Here is a 15,256-nt window from a genome sequence, read left to right as displayed (position 1 = left end):
CGCGGCGCGCCGAGCGGGAGCGACGACCGGGGCGCAGGCCGCGACGGCGACCGCCGCGCCCGCCGCGCCGGTCCGGACGGCGCGCAGCACCGCCGAGCAGCCCGCGGTCACGGGCCGCGCGGTGCACCCGTCGGACACCTCGACCCAGATGTTCTCCACGATCGTGGAGGACCGCGGGGAGCGGGGCAGGTCTGTGCGGCATGCGACCGGTGCCGTGCCCACGGTCGCGCCGCAGCCCGCGTCGCAGAGCGCGGACGCGTCCGACGACCGGTGGCAGCCCATCCCGGTGCCGCGACCGACCTACACGATGAAGCCTGCGGCCCCGCGCCGGGAACCGGTGGCGCTCGGTGACGTCGAGGCGTCGACCGCCGTCCGCCCCGCGGAGGCGCCTGCGCCTGCGGTGGCTGCGACCGCCTCCGCGGCGGACGACGGGGAGATCCGCACCCCCGTGGCGCCGGTGCAGACGACGGGCAGCATCGACCTCAACGCGGTGCTGGCGAAGCGACGCGCGGCGGGGGAGTGAGCTCGCGGTACTGAGCGTCGCGGGCTCAGCGGCGAACCCCGACGGCCGTGTTCGTCCGCCGCGCGGTGGGTGCTAATCTGTAGCCCGCTTCAAGGGGCTGTGGCGCAGTTGGTAGCGCGTCTCGTTCGCAATGAGAAGGTCAGGGGTTCGAATCCCCTCAGCTCCACCCCGACGCGGAACCCCGTCTGACCAGCGACAAGCTGACGGTCAGGCGGGGTTCTCGGCGTTCAGGCGGACCTGCTCCGCATGTGCACGTGACCGTCGAGCGGGAAGTCGGGCGGCGTCGCGGGGAGGGCGCCGGTGAGCCCGTAGCCGCACGTGCGAGCGACCCGGCACGAGGCGACGTTGTCCGCCTGGTGCAGCAGCTCGAGCCGCTCCAGCCCACCGGGCGCGAAGGTCTCGAAGGCCCAGGTGGTGAGCGCATCGAGAGCACGAGAGGCCACTCCTCGACCGCGAGCGTGCGCGGCGGTCCAGTAGCCCACCTCGGCGGAGGGCTTGCCGTGGGCGACCTCCTTGACCACCACGTGGCCGATCGGCTGCGCGGCGGCGGAGCCCGGTTGCGCCTCGAGGACGGCGAAGGCGAACCGGTCACCCTCGGCCCAGCCTCGCTGCTGGGTGCGGACCCACAGGGCCGCACCGGCGTCGTCGTCGACCGACGAGCGGGTCCAGCGACGCAGCGCGGGATCCCGGTACGCCTCGACCAGCGCGGGGACGTCCCGCGTGCACCAGGGGCGCAGGACCAGGGCCGGAGCGGAGGACGTCGCATCCACGCGGAGCACGACGGGGTCGGTCACCGGCGGATCGTACGCACGGATCACGACTGCGTCGTCCACGGCGGCGGTCCGCAGCGGCGCTCGGCCGGGCCCCGAACCGTTCGCCACGCCCTACCGCTGCACCCGCGCGCGCAGCGCCGCGACGGACCAGTCGAGCGCAGGGGCGAGCGCCTCCGGAGCCCGCCAGCCGTTGACGACGGCGAGGAGCTCGACGTACCGGTCCCGGCGGGGGTCGTTCACGGTCTCCAGCCGATGGAGCAACCGACGGCGCAGGTCGGCGTCGTCGGGGCGGCCGCAGAGCTGCGCGCACTGCGCCGTGAGCGCCGCGACGGTCGGGTCCGCACGTGCCGAGGTCGGGTCGACGCCTGCTGCGAGGGCCGGGGCGACCAGGTCCCGCACCGTTGCGGCCACGTCGCGGCGCGGGACCGTGGTACCCGCGAGTGCCCGGTCCGCAGCGAGGTCCTCAGCGATGCGTCGCAGGTCGGCGCGGAAGCCGGGGTCCGAGGCCAGCCCGGCCAGCTCGACCCAGGCGCGGGCCTGCTGGACGTCGGGGTCGTCGGGCAGGCGGGGGGTCATCGAGCGCCTGACTCCCGCGAACGCGGGGTCGGCGCCCACACCGTCGAAGACCGCGTCGAGGAAGCCGCCGACCAGGTCTCGCCGCTCCGCCTCGGAGAGCCGGGCCAGCTGCTGCAGCGCCTCGGCGTCCTGAGGACCCAGTCGGCGCTCCGCCACAGCGCTGAGCACCGCGTGCCGGAGGCGCAGCACTCGGACCTGCACCGCCAGGGCCTCGGCGTGGGTCGCGGCCACCTCGGCCAGGGAGAGCTCGCGGTCGACGACCCTGTGGATCGTGGGCAGGTCCAGGCCCAGCTCTCGCAGCGTCCGCACGAGCTCCAGGCGCGCGAGGGCGCCGTCGTCGTACCGGCGGTAGCCGGCCGCGCTGCGGTCCGTCGGCGGCACGATCCCGCGGTCGGAGTAGAACCGCACCGTCTTGACCGTGAGACCGGTCCGCCGGGCGAGCTCGCCGATGGAGTAGAGCCTGTCGCCGTCCATGTCCCTACCTTGCGGTCTCCCCCTGCGGGAGGCTCAAGCCCTCGGTGCTCACCGTCGGTCGGGGTGCTCGTGTGCAGGGCACCGTCTGCGAGTCTGGCGGCGCACGCCGAGCTGCTGGCTCAGGGGGCGACGCCGAACCCGGCCCGGCGCGTGGGGCACCAGGGGTTGGTGCACTGGCGGACGCGTGGCGGCTCCACGGCGGTGGTGTCGTCGTCGGCTGCCGAGGACGCGGGCTGACGCACCTGCGCGTCGGGGGCTGCCGGCGTCGCCTCGGGGGTGCCCGGCGGCGCGGGGACCAGGCGGACCGGCCAGTGGCACCAGGAGCACGGCGGCGGCTTCGGTTCGGGGCCCATGCGCACGACGGTAGCGTCCGCGGCGACGGCTACCGTGTGGTCCGTGACGGGCGCCGGGACGGTGGCAGAGGTGCTGCGGGCTGTCGACCTGCTCGGTGTGGCGGCCAACGCGCTCCTCGGTGGCGCCGTGGCGCGGCGGCACAACCTGGACCCGGTCGGGTTCGCCGTGCTGGCCATCCTGTCCGGCCTCGGCGGCGGCCTGCTGCGCGACGTGCTGCTGCAGAAAGGTCCGCCGGTCGCGCTGACCGACTACTCGTACCTGGTGACGGCCCTGGTGGCGGCGGGCGTGGCCTTCGCGGTCCGGTTCGAGGGACGCACCTGGGACCGGGTGTTCCCGGTGGTCGACGCGCTGGCGCTGGGCGCGTGGTCGGCGGTAGGTGCGCAGAAGACGCTGCTGAGCGGTCTGAGCTGGCTCCCCGCGATCCTGCTCGGCACGGTCACGGCCGTCGGCGGCGGTGCGATCCGCGACATCGCGCTGTCCCGCGTGCCGGCGATCTTCGGCGGGAACACCCTCTACGCGACGTGGGCGCTGGTGGGATCCGCGGTGATGGTCGGGGTCCAGGGCCTGGGCCGTCCGGTGGTCGGGCTCGTGGCGGCGACGGTGGTGGCCGCCGTCGGCGTGCTGGTCTCGCGGTGGCGCGGCTGGATGCTGCCGCACGGGGTGCTGTTCGACCGCAGCGGCCGGCCGCTGCGCCGGCGGGTGCGGCGCTGACCGGTTGTCCCGGTCACGCCGCCGCACCCGCCGTCACAGCAACGAGTCGTCGTACGGGGCCGTCAGCTCACCTCCGGCGTCGCCGGTGTTCACCACGCCGCGCGGCTCGAGCAGCAGGGCGTGGGTCTCCTCGTCGGCCACCGGGCAGTGCTCAACCCCGCGCGGCACCACGTACAGCTGACCGGGTCCGAGGTCCACCCCGCCGTCGCGGAGCTGGATCCGCAGGTGGCCGCGCAGCACCAGGAACAGCTCGTCCGTCTCGTCGTGCCGGTGCCAGACGAACTCGCCGTGCATCTTGACCAGCTTGACCTCGTCGTCGTTCATGCGAGCGACGACCTTGGGCGACCAGAGGTCGCTGATCAGGGAGAGCTTGTGCTCCAGGTCGATGGCGGTGCTCGCAGGGCTCATGACCGCCAGCGTGCCAGCGGTGGCCGACGGGCGCACCGGGCGCCCTCACCCCGCGATGGCGTCGAGCACCGCCAGCTCGTCGAGCGGGAGCTGCAGGGCGGCGGCCGCCACGTTCTCGCGCAGGTGCGCCACCGTCGAGGTGCCGGGGATCAGCAGGATGTTGGGCGACCGCTGCAGCAGCCAGGCGAGCGCGACCGCCATGGGGGTCGCCTCCAGCCGCGCGGCCACCTCCTGCAGCGCGGTGGACTGCAGCGGCGTGAAGCCGCCGAGCGGGAAGAACGGCACGAAGGCGACGCCCAGGCGTGCGGTCAGGTCGACCAGCTCGTCGTCCTGCCGCTGCGCGAGGTTGTACAGGTTCTGGACGCAGACCACCGGCACGATCTCCTGCGCCTGCGCGAGCTGCTCGGCGGTGACGTTGCTGAGCCCGACGTGGCGGACCAGACCCTGCTGCACCAGCTCGGCCATCGTCTCCACCTGCTCGGTCAGCGAGCCCGCCTCGGGGCCCTCCGGGGTGCCGACGCGCAGGTTGACCACGTCGAGCACGTCGAGCCCGAGGTGGCGCAGGTTGTCGCGCACCTGGGCACGGAGGTCGTCCGGCGTGCGGGCCAGGTTCCAGCCACCGTCGTCGTCGCGTACGGCGCCGACCTTGGTGACGATGTGCAGGTCGTCCGGGTAGGGCGAGAGCGCCTCGCGGATCAGCTCGTTGGTGACGAACGGGCCGTAGAAGTCCGCGGTGTCGATGTGGCGGATGCCGAGCTCGACGGCGGTGCGCAGCACGGCGAGGGCCTCGTCGCGGTCGCGCGGCGGGCCGGAGACGCCGGGGCCCGCCAGCTGCATGGCGCCGTAGCCGACACGGGTGAGCTCGAGGTCACCGGCACGAAAGGTGCCGCCGGGCAGCTGCTGCGGGGTGGGTGAGGTCAGGGACATGGTGCCTTCCTGCTCGTCCGCCGGTTGCGGCGAGCAGCACCACCGTCCGTCCGCAGCGCCCGAGGCACCAGGGCCTCGGCCATCCGGGGACCGGCAGACCCACGGTCACGGGACCGGGCCGCGCTCCTAGCATGGACGGGTGACCGGTTCGTGGGTGCCGACGCTCGTCGTGCTCGCCGCGCTCGCGTTCTGGGTCTACGCCCTGGTCGACTTCAGCCGCACGCCGGAACGTGACGTCGCCACGTTTTCCCGCTCCGTGTGGCTGGTGCTGCTGGTGCTCGGAAGCGTGGTCGCCGCCGTCGCCTGGTTCGCCGTCGGCCGGCCTGCGGCGCGACGCCCGCGCTGAGGCACGTCCACAGGTTGCGTTCGCCGGACGTTCGGCTGACGCTCACCGGCTCGTCTCCTCCCCGGCATTCGCTGTGCCGGTGCGGCCTGTGGCCGTGCGTCCTTCGAGGGATGGAGCAGGGATGAACCGGACGACGATCGGCGGGGCCACCGCGCTCGCGGTGGTGGCGCTCGCGGTCAGCGCCTCTGCCGCCAGCGCGGAACCGACCCGCGGGGGCCGCGCGCCGCAGCAGCACGTGCTGCTGCTCAGCGTGGACGGGCTGCACCAGAGCGACCTGGACTGGTACGTGCGTCAGCACCCCGGTTCGGCGCTCGCGCGCCTGGTGCACAGCGGGACCAGCTACACGCAGGCCAGCACGCCGGTGCCGTCGGACTCCTTCCCGGGCATGGTCGGCCAGGTGACGGGCGGCAACCCGAAGACGACCGGCGTGTACTACGACGACACCTGGAACCGGGCGCTGCTGCCCGCGGGCACCACCAGCTGCACCGGCGTGGCACCGGGCGCGGAGGTCTCGTACACCGAGGCTGCCGACCGGAACCAGAGCGCGCTGGACGCCGGTCAGGGCATGACCGGCCTGCCGGGCAGCATCCTGTCGATGACGGGCACGCCGGCCACCCTGCTCGACCCGGCGACGCTGCCGGTGGACCCGACGACCTGCACGCCGGTGTACCCGCACCAGTACCTCAAGGTGAACACGGTGTTCGAGGTCGCGAAGCAGGCGGGGTTGCGGACCGCCTGGTCGGACAAGCACCCGGCGTACGAGATCCTCAACGGCCCGTCCGGCAAGGGTGTGGACGACCTGTTCACCCCGGAGATCAACAGCGACGCCACGGGCTACGCGGCGGGCGCCGACTGGACCAAGGACAACGCCGCGACGCAGCAGTACGACGGCTACAAGGTGCAGGCCGTGCTCAACGAGATCGACGGCTACGACCACGCCCGCACGACGAAGGTCGGGGCGCCTGCCGTCTTCGGCATGAACTTCCAGAGCGTCTCGACGGCGCAGAAGCTCCCGAAGTCCGACGGGCTGGCCGGCGGCTACCTGGCCGACGGCGTGACGCCCGGGCCGCTGCTGAGCAAGGCGCTCGACTTCGTCGACGCGTCGGTCGGGTCGTTCACGCACGAGATCGACCGGGCGGGGCTGAAGGGCAGCACCACGGTGATCCTGTCCGCCAAGCACGGGCAGTCGCCCACCGACCCGGCGGCGCTGACCCGCGTGCCGGACGGCGCGATCATCGACGGCATCAACGCGGCGTGGACGGCGGCCCACCCCGGCGCCGGTGACCTGGTGGTCTTCTCCACGGACGACGACATCATGCAGCTGTGGCTGTCCGACCGGTCGGCGGCTGCGACGGACTTCGTCAAGGCGTACCTGACCAGCCACACCGCGGCGGGCAACACGATCACGGGCGCGGCTCGGACCGTCTCGTCGTCCGGCCTGACCAGCGTCTACGCCGGGACGGACGCCGCGGCGTTCTACGGGGTCGCCGTCTCCGAGGCCAACCACCCGGACGTCGTCGGCATCGTGCAGCACGGCGTCGTCTACACCGGCGGCAAGGGCAAGATCGCCGAGCACGGCGGCGCCGACGCGCAGGACCGGCACGTGCCGCTCGTGGTGTCCGGGACCGCCACCCGGCACGGCACCAGCGCGGCACCGGTGGAGACGACGCAGATCGCGCCGACCATCCTGACGCTGCTCGGGCTCGACCCGGACGCGCTGCAGGCCGTGCGGGCCGAGCACACCGCGGTGCTGCCGGGCGTGGAGGGCGCCCGCGGCTGAGCGGTGTGCACGAGGAGGGGCCCGCCGGGCGCAGATCCGGCGGGCCCCTCCGTGCGTGCGGCGGTGCCGGCCCTCCCCGGCCCGCTCGCGGTCAGCCCTCGGTGGCGGCTCCCTCCCGGGACGTGGCGCGCGGCGCCGGGACGGTGGCCGCCCGCGTGGCACGGACGGCGTGGTCGACGAGGAGCGCCGCGAGCGGCAGCTCGAGCAGTGCGGCCGACAGCACGGGGACCAGCAGCCCGCCGGTGCCGGACGTCATCACGTCGAACCAGGCGTCCGCGACCAGCAGGGCGGCGGAGGCGAACGCCGCGGCCGGCCACAACGGGTCGCGACGCCGGGCCAGGAGGCCGGTTGCTGCGAGCACGGTGGTGAGCACGACGTCGAAGCCCACCCACGCGCTGCTCCAGCCGGTCAGCACGTAGCTGGCGGGCAGGGACCGGGCCAGGTGCACGATCCACGGGACCAGGGCGACGGCGCTGGCGAGCGTGACGAGCGTGACGGCGGGGGTGTGGGCCGCTCGGCGGGGCTCCGCCCGCTCGACGCCGGCGGCGGTCGGGGGGAGGGTCGCTGTGGTCACGACGACGACGATGCGCCCGCAGGCCGACGCCTCGCTGTCGGACGGCTGTGGCGCCGCTGTGAGCGGCGGGGAGTGCTGGTCGGGCTCGTGCCACGCCGTCGGGTGGGCAGCGGGCCGGGGGCGGCCGCCGTCAGTGCGCGGCGCGGAAGTCGTCGGCGATCTGCTGCGCCTGGGCGCTGATCAGCCGGAACAGGTCCTGGAACAGGAGGTCGACGCGCGCGTCGTCGGCGTCGCCGTCACGCGCGGCGACCCAGAGGTTGCGGGCGGTGGCGATGTCCTGGTCGGTCACGTCCACCCGCACGTTGTCGAGGTCGAGCTCGTCCATCGCGGATTCCCCTGTCGGTCGCCGTGGTGCTCGATCGGTGAGGAGCACGGGGTGCCTCGGTAGATACGGCGGCGCGCCCGCGAGCGGAGAGGTGCCGGGCGGCGACGCCCTCGTCGTCGGACGCGGCATCGCCGGATGCAGCACGACGGCGGCTGCCCGAAGGAGGCAGCCGCCGTCGTGGTCCCGGCCAGGCCCGGGGGTGCGTGCTGTGCGCTGTTGCGGGCCGTCAGATGCGACGACGACCGGCGCCACCCGAGACCAGCGAGACGCCGATCGCGGCGAGCACCACCTGGATCAGCAGCTCGATCCAGTCGATGCCCGGCGTGTTGTTGACGTGCAGCAGGGAAGCGATCCAGCTGCCGATCAGGGCAGCGACGATGCCGACGAGGATCGTCACCAGGATCGAGATGTGCTGACGGCCGCGGACGAGAAGGCGGCCGAGGGCTCCGATGATCAGTCCGATGATGATCGCGCTGATGATGCCGGTCGCAGTCACTGTCGTCTCCTAAGGGTCGTGAGGGGCGTGCCCCTCGGCCTCGAAAGTAGGTCAGGGCGGCCCGCTCCGCCTGTCGAGCGATGGCTCGTGGGGTGGGCTGTGGTCGGGCAGGCGCGGCACGGTGGCGGGCGTTGGCCGCATGACGGAGGCCGGCGCGGCGAGGGCTGCGATGGCGAGCCGAGCCGCCCACAGGTACGTCGCTTGTGGATGTCGGTGCAGGTCAGGGGCCGTTTCCCCGCGGCCGGTCGTGTCAGTGGTCGGTGGTGGGATGGGGTCATGGAGCTGGTGGCGGTGGGACGCGGACGCGACGTCGCGCCGTTGCCGCTGCCGGCGCCGACGGACGCGGCGGCGAGTGGTGCCGGTGCGCGGACGGTGAGTGGGGACCGGCCGTCGATGACGGCGACGGTGGCCTTCCTGTCCGGTGACCTCCTGGTCGACGAGTGGTCGGACCCGCTCGGTCTCGAGCTGGCGACGCTGGTGGATCAGGCGCGCGACGCGACGATGGCGGCCGCCCGGTTCGACGACAGGCTGGCGGCGACGTACCTGTGGGGGGCGGGCGAGCTGGCGGCTCGCTGCGGGGAGGGGGACGCGGGCCGGCGGCGGGAGTGGGGTGCGCGCGGGATGCTGGCCGAGCTGGCTGCCTCCTTGCGCGTCCCGGAGGGCACGTTGGCGCGCCGGCTGACCCGGATCACCATGCTGGCCGCGTTTCCCCGGTTGCACGCCGCGCACCTGTCCGGGCAGCTGTCCGCCGCTCACGTGGGCGCCGTGCTGGACGTGTTCCACGGGATCGAGGACCGCGAGGTCCTCGCTGCGGCGGACGCGGCGTTGGCCGGACGGGCCATCGAGGTGACGGCCCCGCAGCTGCGGGCGGCGGCTCACCGTTGGCGGGCCCGGCACGCACCGCGCACGCGTGAGGAGCGTGTCCGGGTGGCCGGTGACCGGTTCGTCGACGTCAGCCCGGCCGATGAGGACCTGTGCTGGTTGACCGCCCTGCTGCCGGCCGCCGCCGCGATGGGGGTGCTGCACCGCATCGACGACCTGGCCGCGGCCGTCACCGGACCCGACGAGTCACGCACGCTGCCCCAGCTGCGCGCCGACGTGCTGTGCGACCTGCTTCTGACCCCCGACATCGCCGACCACCGGCCCGGCGACGGTGAGCTCCCAGCAGATGCATTGTCCGGGGTCCACGGCGCGCCGGGTAGTGACGACGCCCCGTGCGAGGTGCCCACCAGCACGGGCGTGCCGTCGTGGGTGCGGGGGATCGTGCCGCAGGTGGTGCTGACCGTGCCGGTGCTGACCCTGCTCGGCCACGGTGACGAGCCGGCCGAGCTGGACGGGTTCGGACCCGTCGACCTCGACACCGCCCGCGCGCTGTGCGCCAACGCCCCGACGTTCACCCGGGTGCTGACCCACCCCGAGACCGGGGCCGTGCTGTCCGTCGGCCGCCAGCAGTACACCGTCCCGGCCGACCTGCGCCGCGCCGTGCAGCTGCGCGATGCCACCTGCCGGTTCCCCGGCTGCCGGCGTCGCGCCGCACGCTGCGACATCGACCACTCGACCGCCTGGGCCCATGCCGGCACCACGGACCTGACCAACCTGGCGTGCCTGTGCCGCAAGCACCACCACCTCAAGCACCAGGCCGGCTGGCGGGTCACCCACCATCCCGACGGCACCCTGGACTGGCACTCGCCCACCGGGCGGCACTACGCCACCCGTCCTGCCACCACCCTGTGGCCGCCACCCGCACCGGGAGCGGCACGACCACCCGGCATCGACCCACCACCCGGCATCGACTCACCAGCCGGCATCGACTCACCACCCGGCAAGGGCGGACCACCCGGCGGCCACACCACCGGCTACCCCGACACGCCGCCGTTCTGACGCAGCGGCCTCGGGCGACGCTGTGGGCGCGGCCCTGCCCTGGGTCGGTGCGTCACCCTGCCGTGCGGCGCTGAGTCGCTGCGCGCCGCCCGCGCTGCTATCGAGCGGAGTCGGACAGCTGGACGTCCGTCGGGGCTTGCGCCCCAGCCGCGAGAAGCTGCACGGCATCGGCCGGTGCACACACACCGTCGGCACACACCAACGCGGGCCCGTCCGTCTGGATCATCACGAGCCCGGCTCCGCTGCCGAGCAGCGACGACGCCGAGGTCTCGGGGGCCGCGGCGGGCCGCTCCGACCCGCCGCTCACGCCGCGCGCTCCGCCGCGACCTGGCTCAGCGCCTGCGCGAACACCTCGGCGGGCTGGGCGCCGGACACCCCGTACTTCCCGTCGAGCACGAAGAAGGGCACACCGGTGATCCCGAGCTGCCGGGCACGGTCGATGTCCTCCTGGACGTCGTCGGCGTACCGACCGGACTCCAGGGCCTCCCGGGCCGCGGAGCCGTCCAGCCCGGCCTCCTCGGCCAGGCGCAGCAGCTCGTCGAGCCGACCCACGTGCACGCCCTCGGTGAAGTACGCGCGGAACAGCAGCTCCTCGAGCTCCAGCTGCCGGCCGTGCGCCTTGGCGAAGTGCAGCAGCTCGTGCGCCTTGAGCGTCCTGGTGTGCTGCAGCCGGTCGAAGTCGTACGTGAGCCCGGCCTCCGCCGCGACGCCGGTCACCCGGTCCAGCATCGCGAGCACCTGCTGGCGCGGCAGACCCTTGGCCCCGACGAGGAAGTCGACCTCCGAACCGGCGAAGTCCACCGGCGTGTCGGGCGCGAGCTCGAACGAGTGGTACTCGATCCGCACGTCCGGGGCGTCGGCGCCGAGGGCGGCCAGCCCCTGCTCGAGGTGCCGCTTGCCGATGTAGCACCACGGGCAGGCGACGTCGGACCAGATGTCGATCGTCAGGGGTTCGCTCACGACTGACGCCAACCTGTCGCCGGCCGGGCGCTATTCCCACTGGCTCCGCATGCCCGTCCGCGGCGGCCCCGGAGTCGGCCGAGCAGCCGGCCGGGCGGGGGCCTGGGTCAGGCGACGAGGCCGATGACGAGCGCGGCGATCCCGAGCAGCGGTGGGACCAGCTGGACGAGCGCGGCGCGGGCCTTGGAACGGTCGGACAGCAGCAGCACCAGCCCGGCGGCGACCATCGACCCGGCGCCGACCAGCACCAGCGTCGCCCCCACGGCGGTGTGACCGGCGGCGACCAGCACCACGCCGAGCGCGATCTCCACCACGAGGAACAGGTTGTAGAAGCCCTGGTTGAACGCGAGCGGCCGGGTGGTCGCCGCGTCCTCGGGCGTGGTGCCGAACGTGGCCCGCGCCCGCGGTCCGGTCCAGACGAGGGACTCGAGCACGAAGACGTACACGTGCACCAGCGCCGCGAGCGAGCAGAGGACGAGCCCGACGACCAGCATGACGACCGCCTCCGTGCTTCCGTTGTTTGTGAACCGATCGGTCCACAATCTATCGGACCGGTCCGCTCGGTCTCACCGACACCCGGCGGGGACCGGCACGGCCACAGGTCCGGCACGGCCACACGTCCGGCACGGCGCCAGGACCGTCGCGGTACCAGGACGGGCGCCGCCGCGCGGCTGCGGCATGCGGGGTGTCCCTCGTCGGTAGCGTGCGGCACGTGACCGGACCCGCCGTCGTCCCCCGTCCGCTCCGGCTGCAGCAGCTGCCCGACGAGCCGTTCGTGCTGCTCCCGGGCATCGCCGTGGTGGCCCCGGACGCCGCCGCCCGGCACGCCGCACAGCGCCTGGCCGCCCTGGTCGGCGGGTCCGTGCAGGCCGCCGCGGCTCCGGACACGCCGGTGCTGCGGCTGCGCCTCCTCGGCCGCGACGGCGACGACCTGGCCGGCGACGACCTGGCCGACGACGACGGGCAGCCCGCCGCCGAGAGGCTGCCCACCGGCGACGAGCTGCCGGTCGGCGACGAGGCGTACCGCCTCCGCGTGCGCCCGGACGGTGTCGAGGTCGACGCCCGCACCCCGGCCGGTCTGGGTCACGCGATCACCACGCTGGCCCAGCTGCTCACCCGGACGACGGCCGGTGCCCAGGTGTTGCCCGCGGTGCTGGTCCTGGACGCACCGCGGTTCGCCTGGCGGGGCCTGTCCATCGACGTGGCCCGGCACTTCGTCCGCGTCGGGGACCTCGAGGTGGTCGTCGACCTGATGGCCGACCACAAGCTCAACGTGCTGCACCTGCACCTGACGGACGACCAGGCGTGGCGCATCGACCTGCCGTCGCGGCCGGAGCTGGTCCGCCGGTCTTCGGGCGCCTCGGTCGGCGGCGACCCGGGCGGCCACTACACCGCCGAGGACTACGCCCGTCTGGTGGCGTACGCCGTCGCACGTGGCATCGCCGTCGTCCCGGAGCTCGACGTACCCGGGCACGTCAACGCGGCGCTGCACGCCTACGGCGACCTGTCCCCGTCGGGGCGACCCACCGACGAGTACCTCGGCATCGAGGTGGGCTTCAGCCGCCTCACGGCGGCACTGCCCGCCACCGGAGCGTTCCTGCACGACGTGTTCGGCGACATCGCCGCCATGACCCCCGGTCCGTACGTCCACATCGGGGGCGACGAGGTGCAGGGCATGGCGCCCGACGAGTACGCCACCCTGGTCGGCACCGCCGCAGCGGCCGTCCGGGCGGCCGGCAAGCAGGTGGTCGGCTGGCAGGAGATCGCCACGACCCCGCTCGAGCCCGGCACCGTGGTGCAGTACTGGGACGTGCACGCCGACCCGGCACCGTTCGTCGCCGCCGGAGCGGCCGGCGCCCGCCTGCTGCTGTCGCCCGGCGACCGGACGTACCTCGACATGAAGTACCACCCCGGCTACCCGCTGGGCCTGGAGTGGGCGGGCCACGTGGAGCTGCGCGACTCCTACGACTGGGAGCCGGCGACCCTCCTGCCCGGCCTGCCCGCCGAGGCGCTGCTCGGCGTGGAGGCGGCGGTGTGGACCGAGACGCTGCGCACGCTCGACGACCTGACCACCATGCTGCTGCCCCGGCTGGCGGCGGTGGCGGAGGTCGCGTGGTCGGCCGCGGACCGGCGCGACTGGGAGGACTTCCGCACCCGGGTGGCCGCTCTCGGCGCCCGGTGGGACGCCGCGGGGCTCAGCTGGTACCCGTCCCCGCAGGTCGACTGGCAGCGCTGACGAGGTCCCGTGACGAGGCGCGCCGAGGAGGCGCGCTGACGAGCCGGTGCGACGACGCGCTCGCTACACCCAGCTCTGCAGCCACATCCGCAGGTGCCACTGGTCGTAGGGGATCACCCACGCGGTCCACACCGGGTAGAAGAACGCCCCGACCGCCACCACCAGCGTGGCGAACGCGGACACCCACACGATGGCGAGCGACCTGCTGCGCTCCTCACCGGGGGTCTGCGGTCCGATCAGCAGCCCGAGCAGGTAGACGAGCGTCAGCACCACCCACGGCACGAACGCCACCGAGTAGAACGTGAAGATCGTGCGGTGCATGTACATGAACCACGGGAACCAGCCGGCGACGATGCCGGAGAGCACGGCCCCGGCCCGCCAGTCTCGGAACCGGATCAGCCAGAAGACGGCGACGAGCGCCGCGGCCGCCCCGCCCCACCAGATCAGCGGGTTGCCGAGCGCCGTGATCGCCTGGGAGCAGGCCTTGGCACCGCACGCGTGCAGGGCGGCGCTGCCCTGCAGCCCTGAGATGTCCGTCGGGTAGAAGTACGACGTGGCGCGCCACTGCACGATCCAGCCGAGCGGGTTCGCCTGGTAGGCGTGCGGCGTCTCGAGCGTCACGTGGAAGTGCCACATGTCCTGGTGGTACTTCCAGAGGCTGCGCAGCGCCGGCGGCAGCCACTGCACCCCCTGGCCCGGGTTCTCGGCGGCCCACTGCCGGCCCCAGCCGTCCTTCGACAGGAACCAGCCGGTCCAGCTGGCCAGGTACACCGCCGCCGCGATCAGCACCATCGAGAAGCCCGCCACCACGCCGTCGCGCACGATGCCGGCCCGCACCCAGTGCCGGACCCCCACGGCTCGGCGCGCGCTCATGTCCCACGCGACGGACATCAACCCGAACAGCGCCAGGAAGTACATGCCGGACCACTTGGTGCCGATCGCCAGCCCGAGCGACACTGCCGCCGCCAGGCGCCACCACCGGATCCCGAGCCCGGGCCCGTCCCCGAGCTGGCCGCCCGAGTCGAGCACCGCCGCGGCCCGAACGGCCAGCCGGTGCCGGGCCTGGTCACGGTCGAGCAGCAGGAAGCCGAAGGCCGCGAGGCAGAAGAACATGAGGAACGGGTCCAGCAGGCTGACCCGGGAGTGCACGATCGCCTGCCCGTCCACCGCCAGGAACAGCCCGGCCAGCGTGCCGAGAGCCGTGGACGCGAACAGCCGCCGCCCGATCCGGGCGATCATCAGGATCGCCAGCGTGCCGCACACCGCCACCGACAGCCGCCACGCGAACGAGCTGGTCACGCCGCCGCCCAGCTGGATGCCGAGCCCGATCATCCACTTGCCGACCGGCGGGTGCACCACGTACTCGGGGTCCACCTGGAGCATCGAGACGTCGCCGGCCTCGAAGCGGGGGTTCGGGTCCTGACCCCACGAGGCCTCGTACCCGCGGACCAGCAGCGAGTAGGCCTCCTTGACGTAGTACGTCTCGTCGAACACGAGGTTGTGCGGCACGGCGAGACGCCAGAACCGGATGATGCCGCCGAACGCCGTGACGGCGAGGGGCAGCAGCCAGCCGAGCAGCCGTGCCCGGCGTGTGGCGTCGAGCGCCAGGGCCGCGTCGGAGAACAGCCGGCGCTGCAGGCGCAGGAGCGTCGGCTCCTCGTCGGCGTCCCTCTCTCCGACCGCGGCGTCCGCCACCGCGCCGGCCGCCGCGTCCCGGGCGTTCCCAGCCTCGTCCGCCGTGCCGGACGCGTGCCGTCCGTGGTGCGCGGCAGCACTCGCCACGGCGACGTCGGGCGCCTCCGGCTGGTGCGCGGGCAGCGGCGTCGCCGGTGCGTCGTCGGGCGTGACCGCCCTGGTCCCGTGGGCGGGGGTGCCCGCCTCGTCACGTCCGGTGGTCGGCACGCGGTCATCG

General features: G+C 74.0%; 16 protein-coding genes, 1 tRNA gene and 1 pseudogene. 7 read left to right on the top strand and 11 right to left on the bottom strand.

Translation table 11 applies throughout. From position 1 onward, the window contains the following. Positions 1-523 (top strand): annotated as a pseudogene (locus N0B34_RS13125) (hypothetical protein); the annotation flags it as partial. 93 nt (positions 524-616) lie between these two features. After that, positions 617-689 (top strand) — tRNA-Ala (locus N0B34_RS13120). A gap of 61 nt (positions 690-750) precedes the next feature. On the opposite strand, the gene N0B34_RS13115 is transcribed toward N0B34_RS13120, so the two are convergent. The 3 genes from N0B34_RS13115 to N0B34_RS13105 all read right to left on the bottom strand — a co-directional run bounded on the left by N0B34_RS13115 (position 751) and on the right by N0B34_RS13105 (position 2,699). After that, on the bottom strand, positions 751-1,317 hold the full coding sequence (locus N0B34_RS13115; protein WP_263731840.1) for a GNAT family N-acetyltransferase: 567 nt from the start codon (positions 1,315-1,317) through the stop codon (positions 751-753). Positions 1,318-1,407: 90 nt separating this feature from the next. Continuing rightward, entirely contained in the window at positions 1,408-2,346 is a 939-nt protein-coding gene (locus N0B34_RS13110) for a MerR family transcriptional regulator (RefSeq protein WP_263731839.1), read from the bottom strand. A gap of 119 nt (positions 2,347-2,465) precedes the next feature. Then, positions 2,466-2,699: a hypothetical protein gene (locus tag N0B34_RS13105; protein WP_263731838.1), complete on the bottom strand. Its 234-nt coding sequence runs from the start codon at positions 2,697-2,699 to the stop codon at positions 2,466-2,468. Between the two features lie 43 nt (positions 2,700-2,742). Here N0B34_RS13105 and N0B34_RS13100 point away from each other — a divergent pair, with 43 nt between their 5' ends. Beyond that, complete coding sequence (locus N0B34_RS13100; RefSeq protein WP_263731837.1) at positions 2,743-3,411, top strand: trimeric intracellular cation channel family protein; 669 nt, start codon at positions 2,743-2,745, stop codon at positions 3,409-3,411. 33 nt (positions 3,412-3,444) lie between these two features. Here the strand turns inward: N0B34_RS13100 and N0B34_RS13095 are convergent, their stop codons facing one another. Both N0B34_RS13095 and N0B34_RS13090 read right to left on the bottom strand, forming a co-directional pair. After that, on the bottom strand, positions 3,445-3,819 hold the full coding sequence (locus tag N0B34_RS13095; RefSeq protein ID WP_263731836.1) for a cupin domain-containing protein: 375 nt from the start codon (positions 3,817-3,819) through the stop codon (positions 3,445-3,447). Between the two features lie 45 nt (positions 3,820-3,864). Next, positions 3,865-4,746, bottom strand: a complete 882-nt coding sequence (locus N0B34_RS13090) for an oxidoreductase (protein ID WP_263731835.1) — start codon at positions 4,744-4,746, stop codon at positions 3,865-3,867. A 139-nt stretch (positions 4,747-4,885) separates the two neighbouring features. Between N0B34_RS13090 and N0B34_RS13085 the strand changes: the two genes are divergently transcribed. Together N0B34_RS13085 and N0B34_RS13080 are read left to right on the top strand one after the other, a co-directional pair. Then, the gene (locus N0B34_RS13085) at positions 4,886-5,092 is read left to right on the top strand and encodes a PLDc N-terminal domain-containing protein (protein ID WP_263731834.1); all 207 of its coding nucleotides are present in this window, start codon (positions 4,886-4,888) and stop codon (positions 5,090-5,092) included. Positions 5,093-5,213: 121 nt separating this feature from the next. Beyond that, complete coding sequence (locus N0B34_RS13080) at positions 5,214-6,872, top strand: alkaline phosphatase family protein (RefSeq protein ID WP_263731833.1); 1,659 nt, start codon at positions 5,214-5,216, stop codon at positions 6,870-6,872. A gap of 91 nt (positions 6,873-6,963) precedes the next feature. On the opposite strand, the gene N0B34_RS13075 is transcribed toward N0B34_RS13080, so the two are convergent. The 3 genes from N0B34_RS13075 to N0B34_RS13065 form a co-directional block, all read right to left on the bottom strand. Then, positions 6,964-7,446 carry a hypothetical protein gene (locus N0B34_RS13075; RefSeq protein WP_263731832.1) on the bottom strand — a complete coding sequence of 161 codons (483 nt, stop codon included), beginning with the start codon at positions 7,444-7,446 and terminating at the stop codon, positions 6,964-6,966. Between the two features lie 130 nt (positions 7,447-7,576). Beyond that, positions 7,577-7,771 carry a hypothetical protein gene (locus N0B34_RS13070; protein WP_263731831.1) on the bottom strand — a complete coding sequence of 65 codons (195 nt, stop codon included), beginning with the start codon at positions 7,769-7,771 and terminating at the stop codon, positions 7,577-7,579. Between the two features lie 226 nt (positions 7,772-7,997). Then, a complete protein-coding gene (locus N0B34_RS13065; RefSeq protein WP_263731830.1) occupies positions 7,998-8,267 on the bottom strand; it encodes a GlsB/YeaQ/YmgE family stress response membrane protein in 270 nt (89 codons plus the stop codon). 393 nt (positions 8,268-8,660) lie between these two features. On the opposite strand from N0B34_RS13065, the gene N0B34_RS13060 reads away from it, so the two are divergent. Then, positions 8,661-10,148, top strand: coding sequence for an HNH endonuclease signature motif containing protein (locus N0B34_RS13060; protein ID WP_263731829.1), 1,488 nt, complete (start codon positions 8,661-8,663; stop codon positions 10,146-10,148). Positions 10,149-10,451: 303 nt separating this feature from the next. Here N0B34_RS13060 and N0B34_RS13055 read toward each other — a convergent pair whose 3' ends face one another. Both N0B34_RS13055 and N0B34_RS13050 read right to left on the bottom strand, forming a co-directional pair. Next, positions 10,452-11,108, bottom strand: a complete 657-nt coding sequence (locus N0B34_RS13055) for a DsbA family protein (protein ID WP_263731828.1) — start codon at positions 11,106-11,108, stop codon at positions 10,452-10,454. A gap of 107 nt (positions 11,109-11,215) precedes the next feature. Then, a complete protein-coding gene (locus N0B34_RS13050; RefSeq protein ID WP_263731827.1) occupies positions 11,216-11,602 on the bottom strand; it encodes a DUF1304 domain-containing protein in 387 nt (128 codons plus the stop codon). A gap of 218 nt (positions 11,603-11,820) precedes the next feature. Here N0B34_RS13050 and N0B34_RS13045 point away from each other — a divergent pair, with 218 nt between their 5' ends. Next, positions 11,821-13,344 carry a beta-N-acetylhexosaminidase gene (locus N0B34_RS13045; protein WP_263731826.1) on the top strand — a complete coding sequence of 508 codons (1,524 nt, stop codon included), beginning with the start codon at positions 11,821-11,823 and terminating at the stop codon, positions 13,342-13,344. 63 nt (positions 13,345-13,407) lie between these two features. Here the strand turns inward: N0B34_RS13045 and N0B34_RS13040 are convergent, their stop codons facing one another. Then, positions 13,408-15,246, bottom strand: a complete 1,839-nt coding sequence (locus tag N0B34_RS13040; protein WP_263731825.1) for a dolichyl-phosphate-mannose--protein mannosyltransferase — start codon at positions 15,244-15,246, stop codon at positions 13,408-13,410. Positions 15,247-15,256: the final 10 nt, after the last annotated feature.

This window comes from Cellulomonas sp. SG140, assembly GCF_025770785.1.
Taxonomy (GTDB): domain Bacteria; phylum Actinomycetota; class Actinomycetes; order Actinomycetales; family Cellulomonadaceae; genus Cellulomonas.
The sequence above is the reverse complement of the archived record's forward strand: the minus strand, read 5'-3'. Positions and strand labels throughout refer to the sequence as shown.

What these genes read in the sequence shown, in the direction of transcription:
- N0B34_RS13110 (WP_263731839.1), bottom strand. Translation starts at nt 2,346, where the DNA reads ATGGACGGCGACAGGCTCTACTCCATCGGCGAGCTCGCCCGGCGGACC.
- N0B34_RS13105 (WP_263731838.1), bottom strand. Translation starts at nt 2,699, where the DNA reads ATGGGCCCCGAACCGAAGCCGCCGCCGTGCTCCTGGTGCCACTGGCCG.
- N0B34_RS13095 (WP_263731836.1), bottom strand. Translation starts at nt 3,819, where the DNA reads ATGAGCCCTGCGAGCACCGCCATCGACCTGGAGCACAAGCTCTCCCTG.
- N0B34_RS13090 (WP_263731835.1), bottom strand. Translation starts at nt 4,746, where the DNA reads ATGTCCCTGACCTCACCCACCCCGCAGCAGCTGCCCGGCGGCACCTTT.
- N0B34_RS13080 (WP_263731833.1), top strand. Translation starts at nt 5,214, where the DNA reads ATGAACCGGACGACGATCGGCGGGGCCACCGCGCTCGCGGTGGTGGCG.
- N0B34_RS13070 (WP_263731831.1), bottom strand. Translation starts at nt 7,771, where the DNA reads ATGGACGAGCTCGACCTCGACAACGTGCGGGTGGACGTGACCGACCAG.
- N0B34_RS13060 (WP_263731829.1), top strand. Translation starts at nt 8,661, where the DNA reads ATGACGGCGACGGTGGCCTTCCTGTCCGGTGACCTCCTGGTCGACGAG.
- N0B34_RS13050 (WP_263731827.1), bottom strand. Translation starts at nt 11,602, where the DNA reads ATGCTGGTCGTCGGGCTCGTCCTCTGCTCGCTCGCGGCGCTGGTGCAC.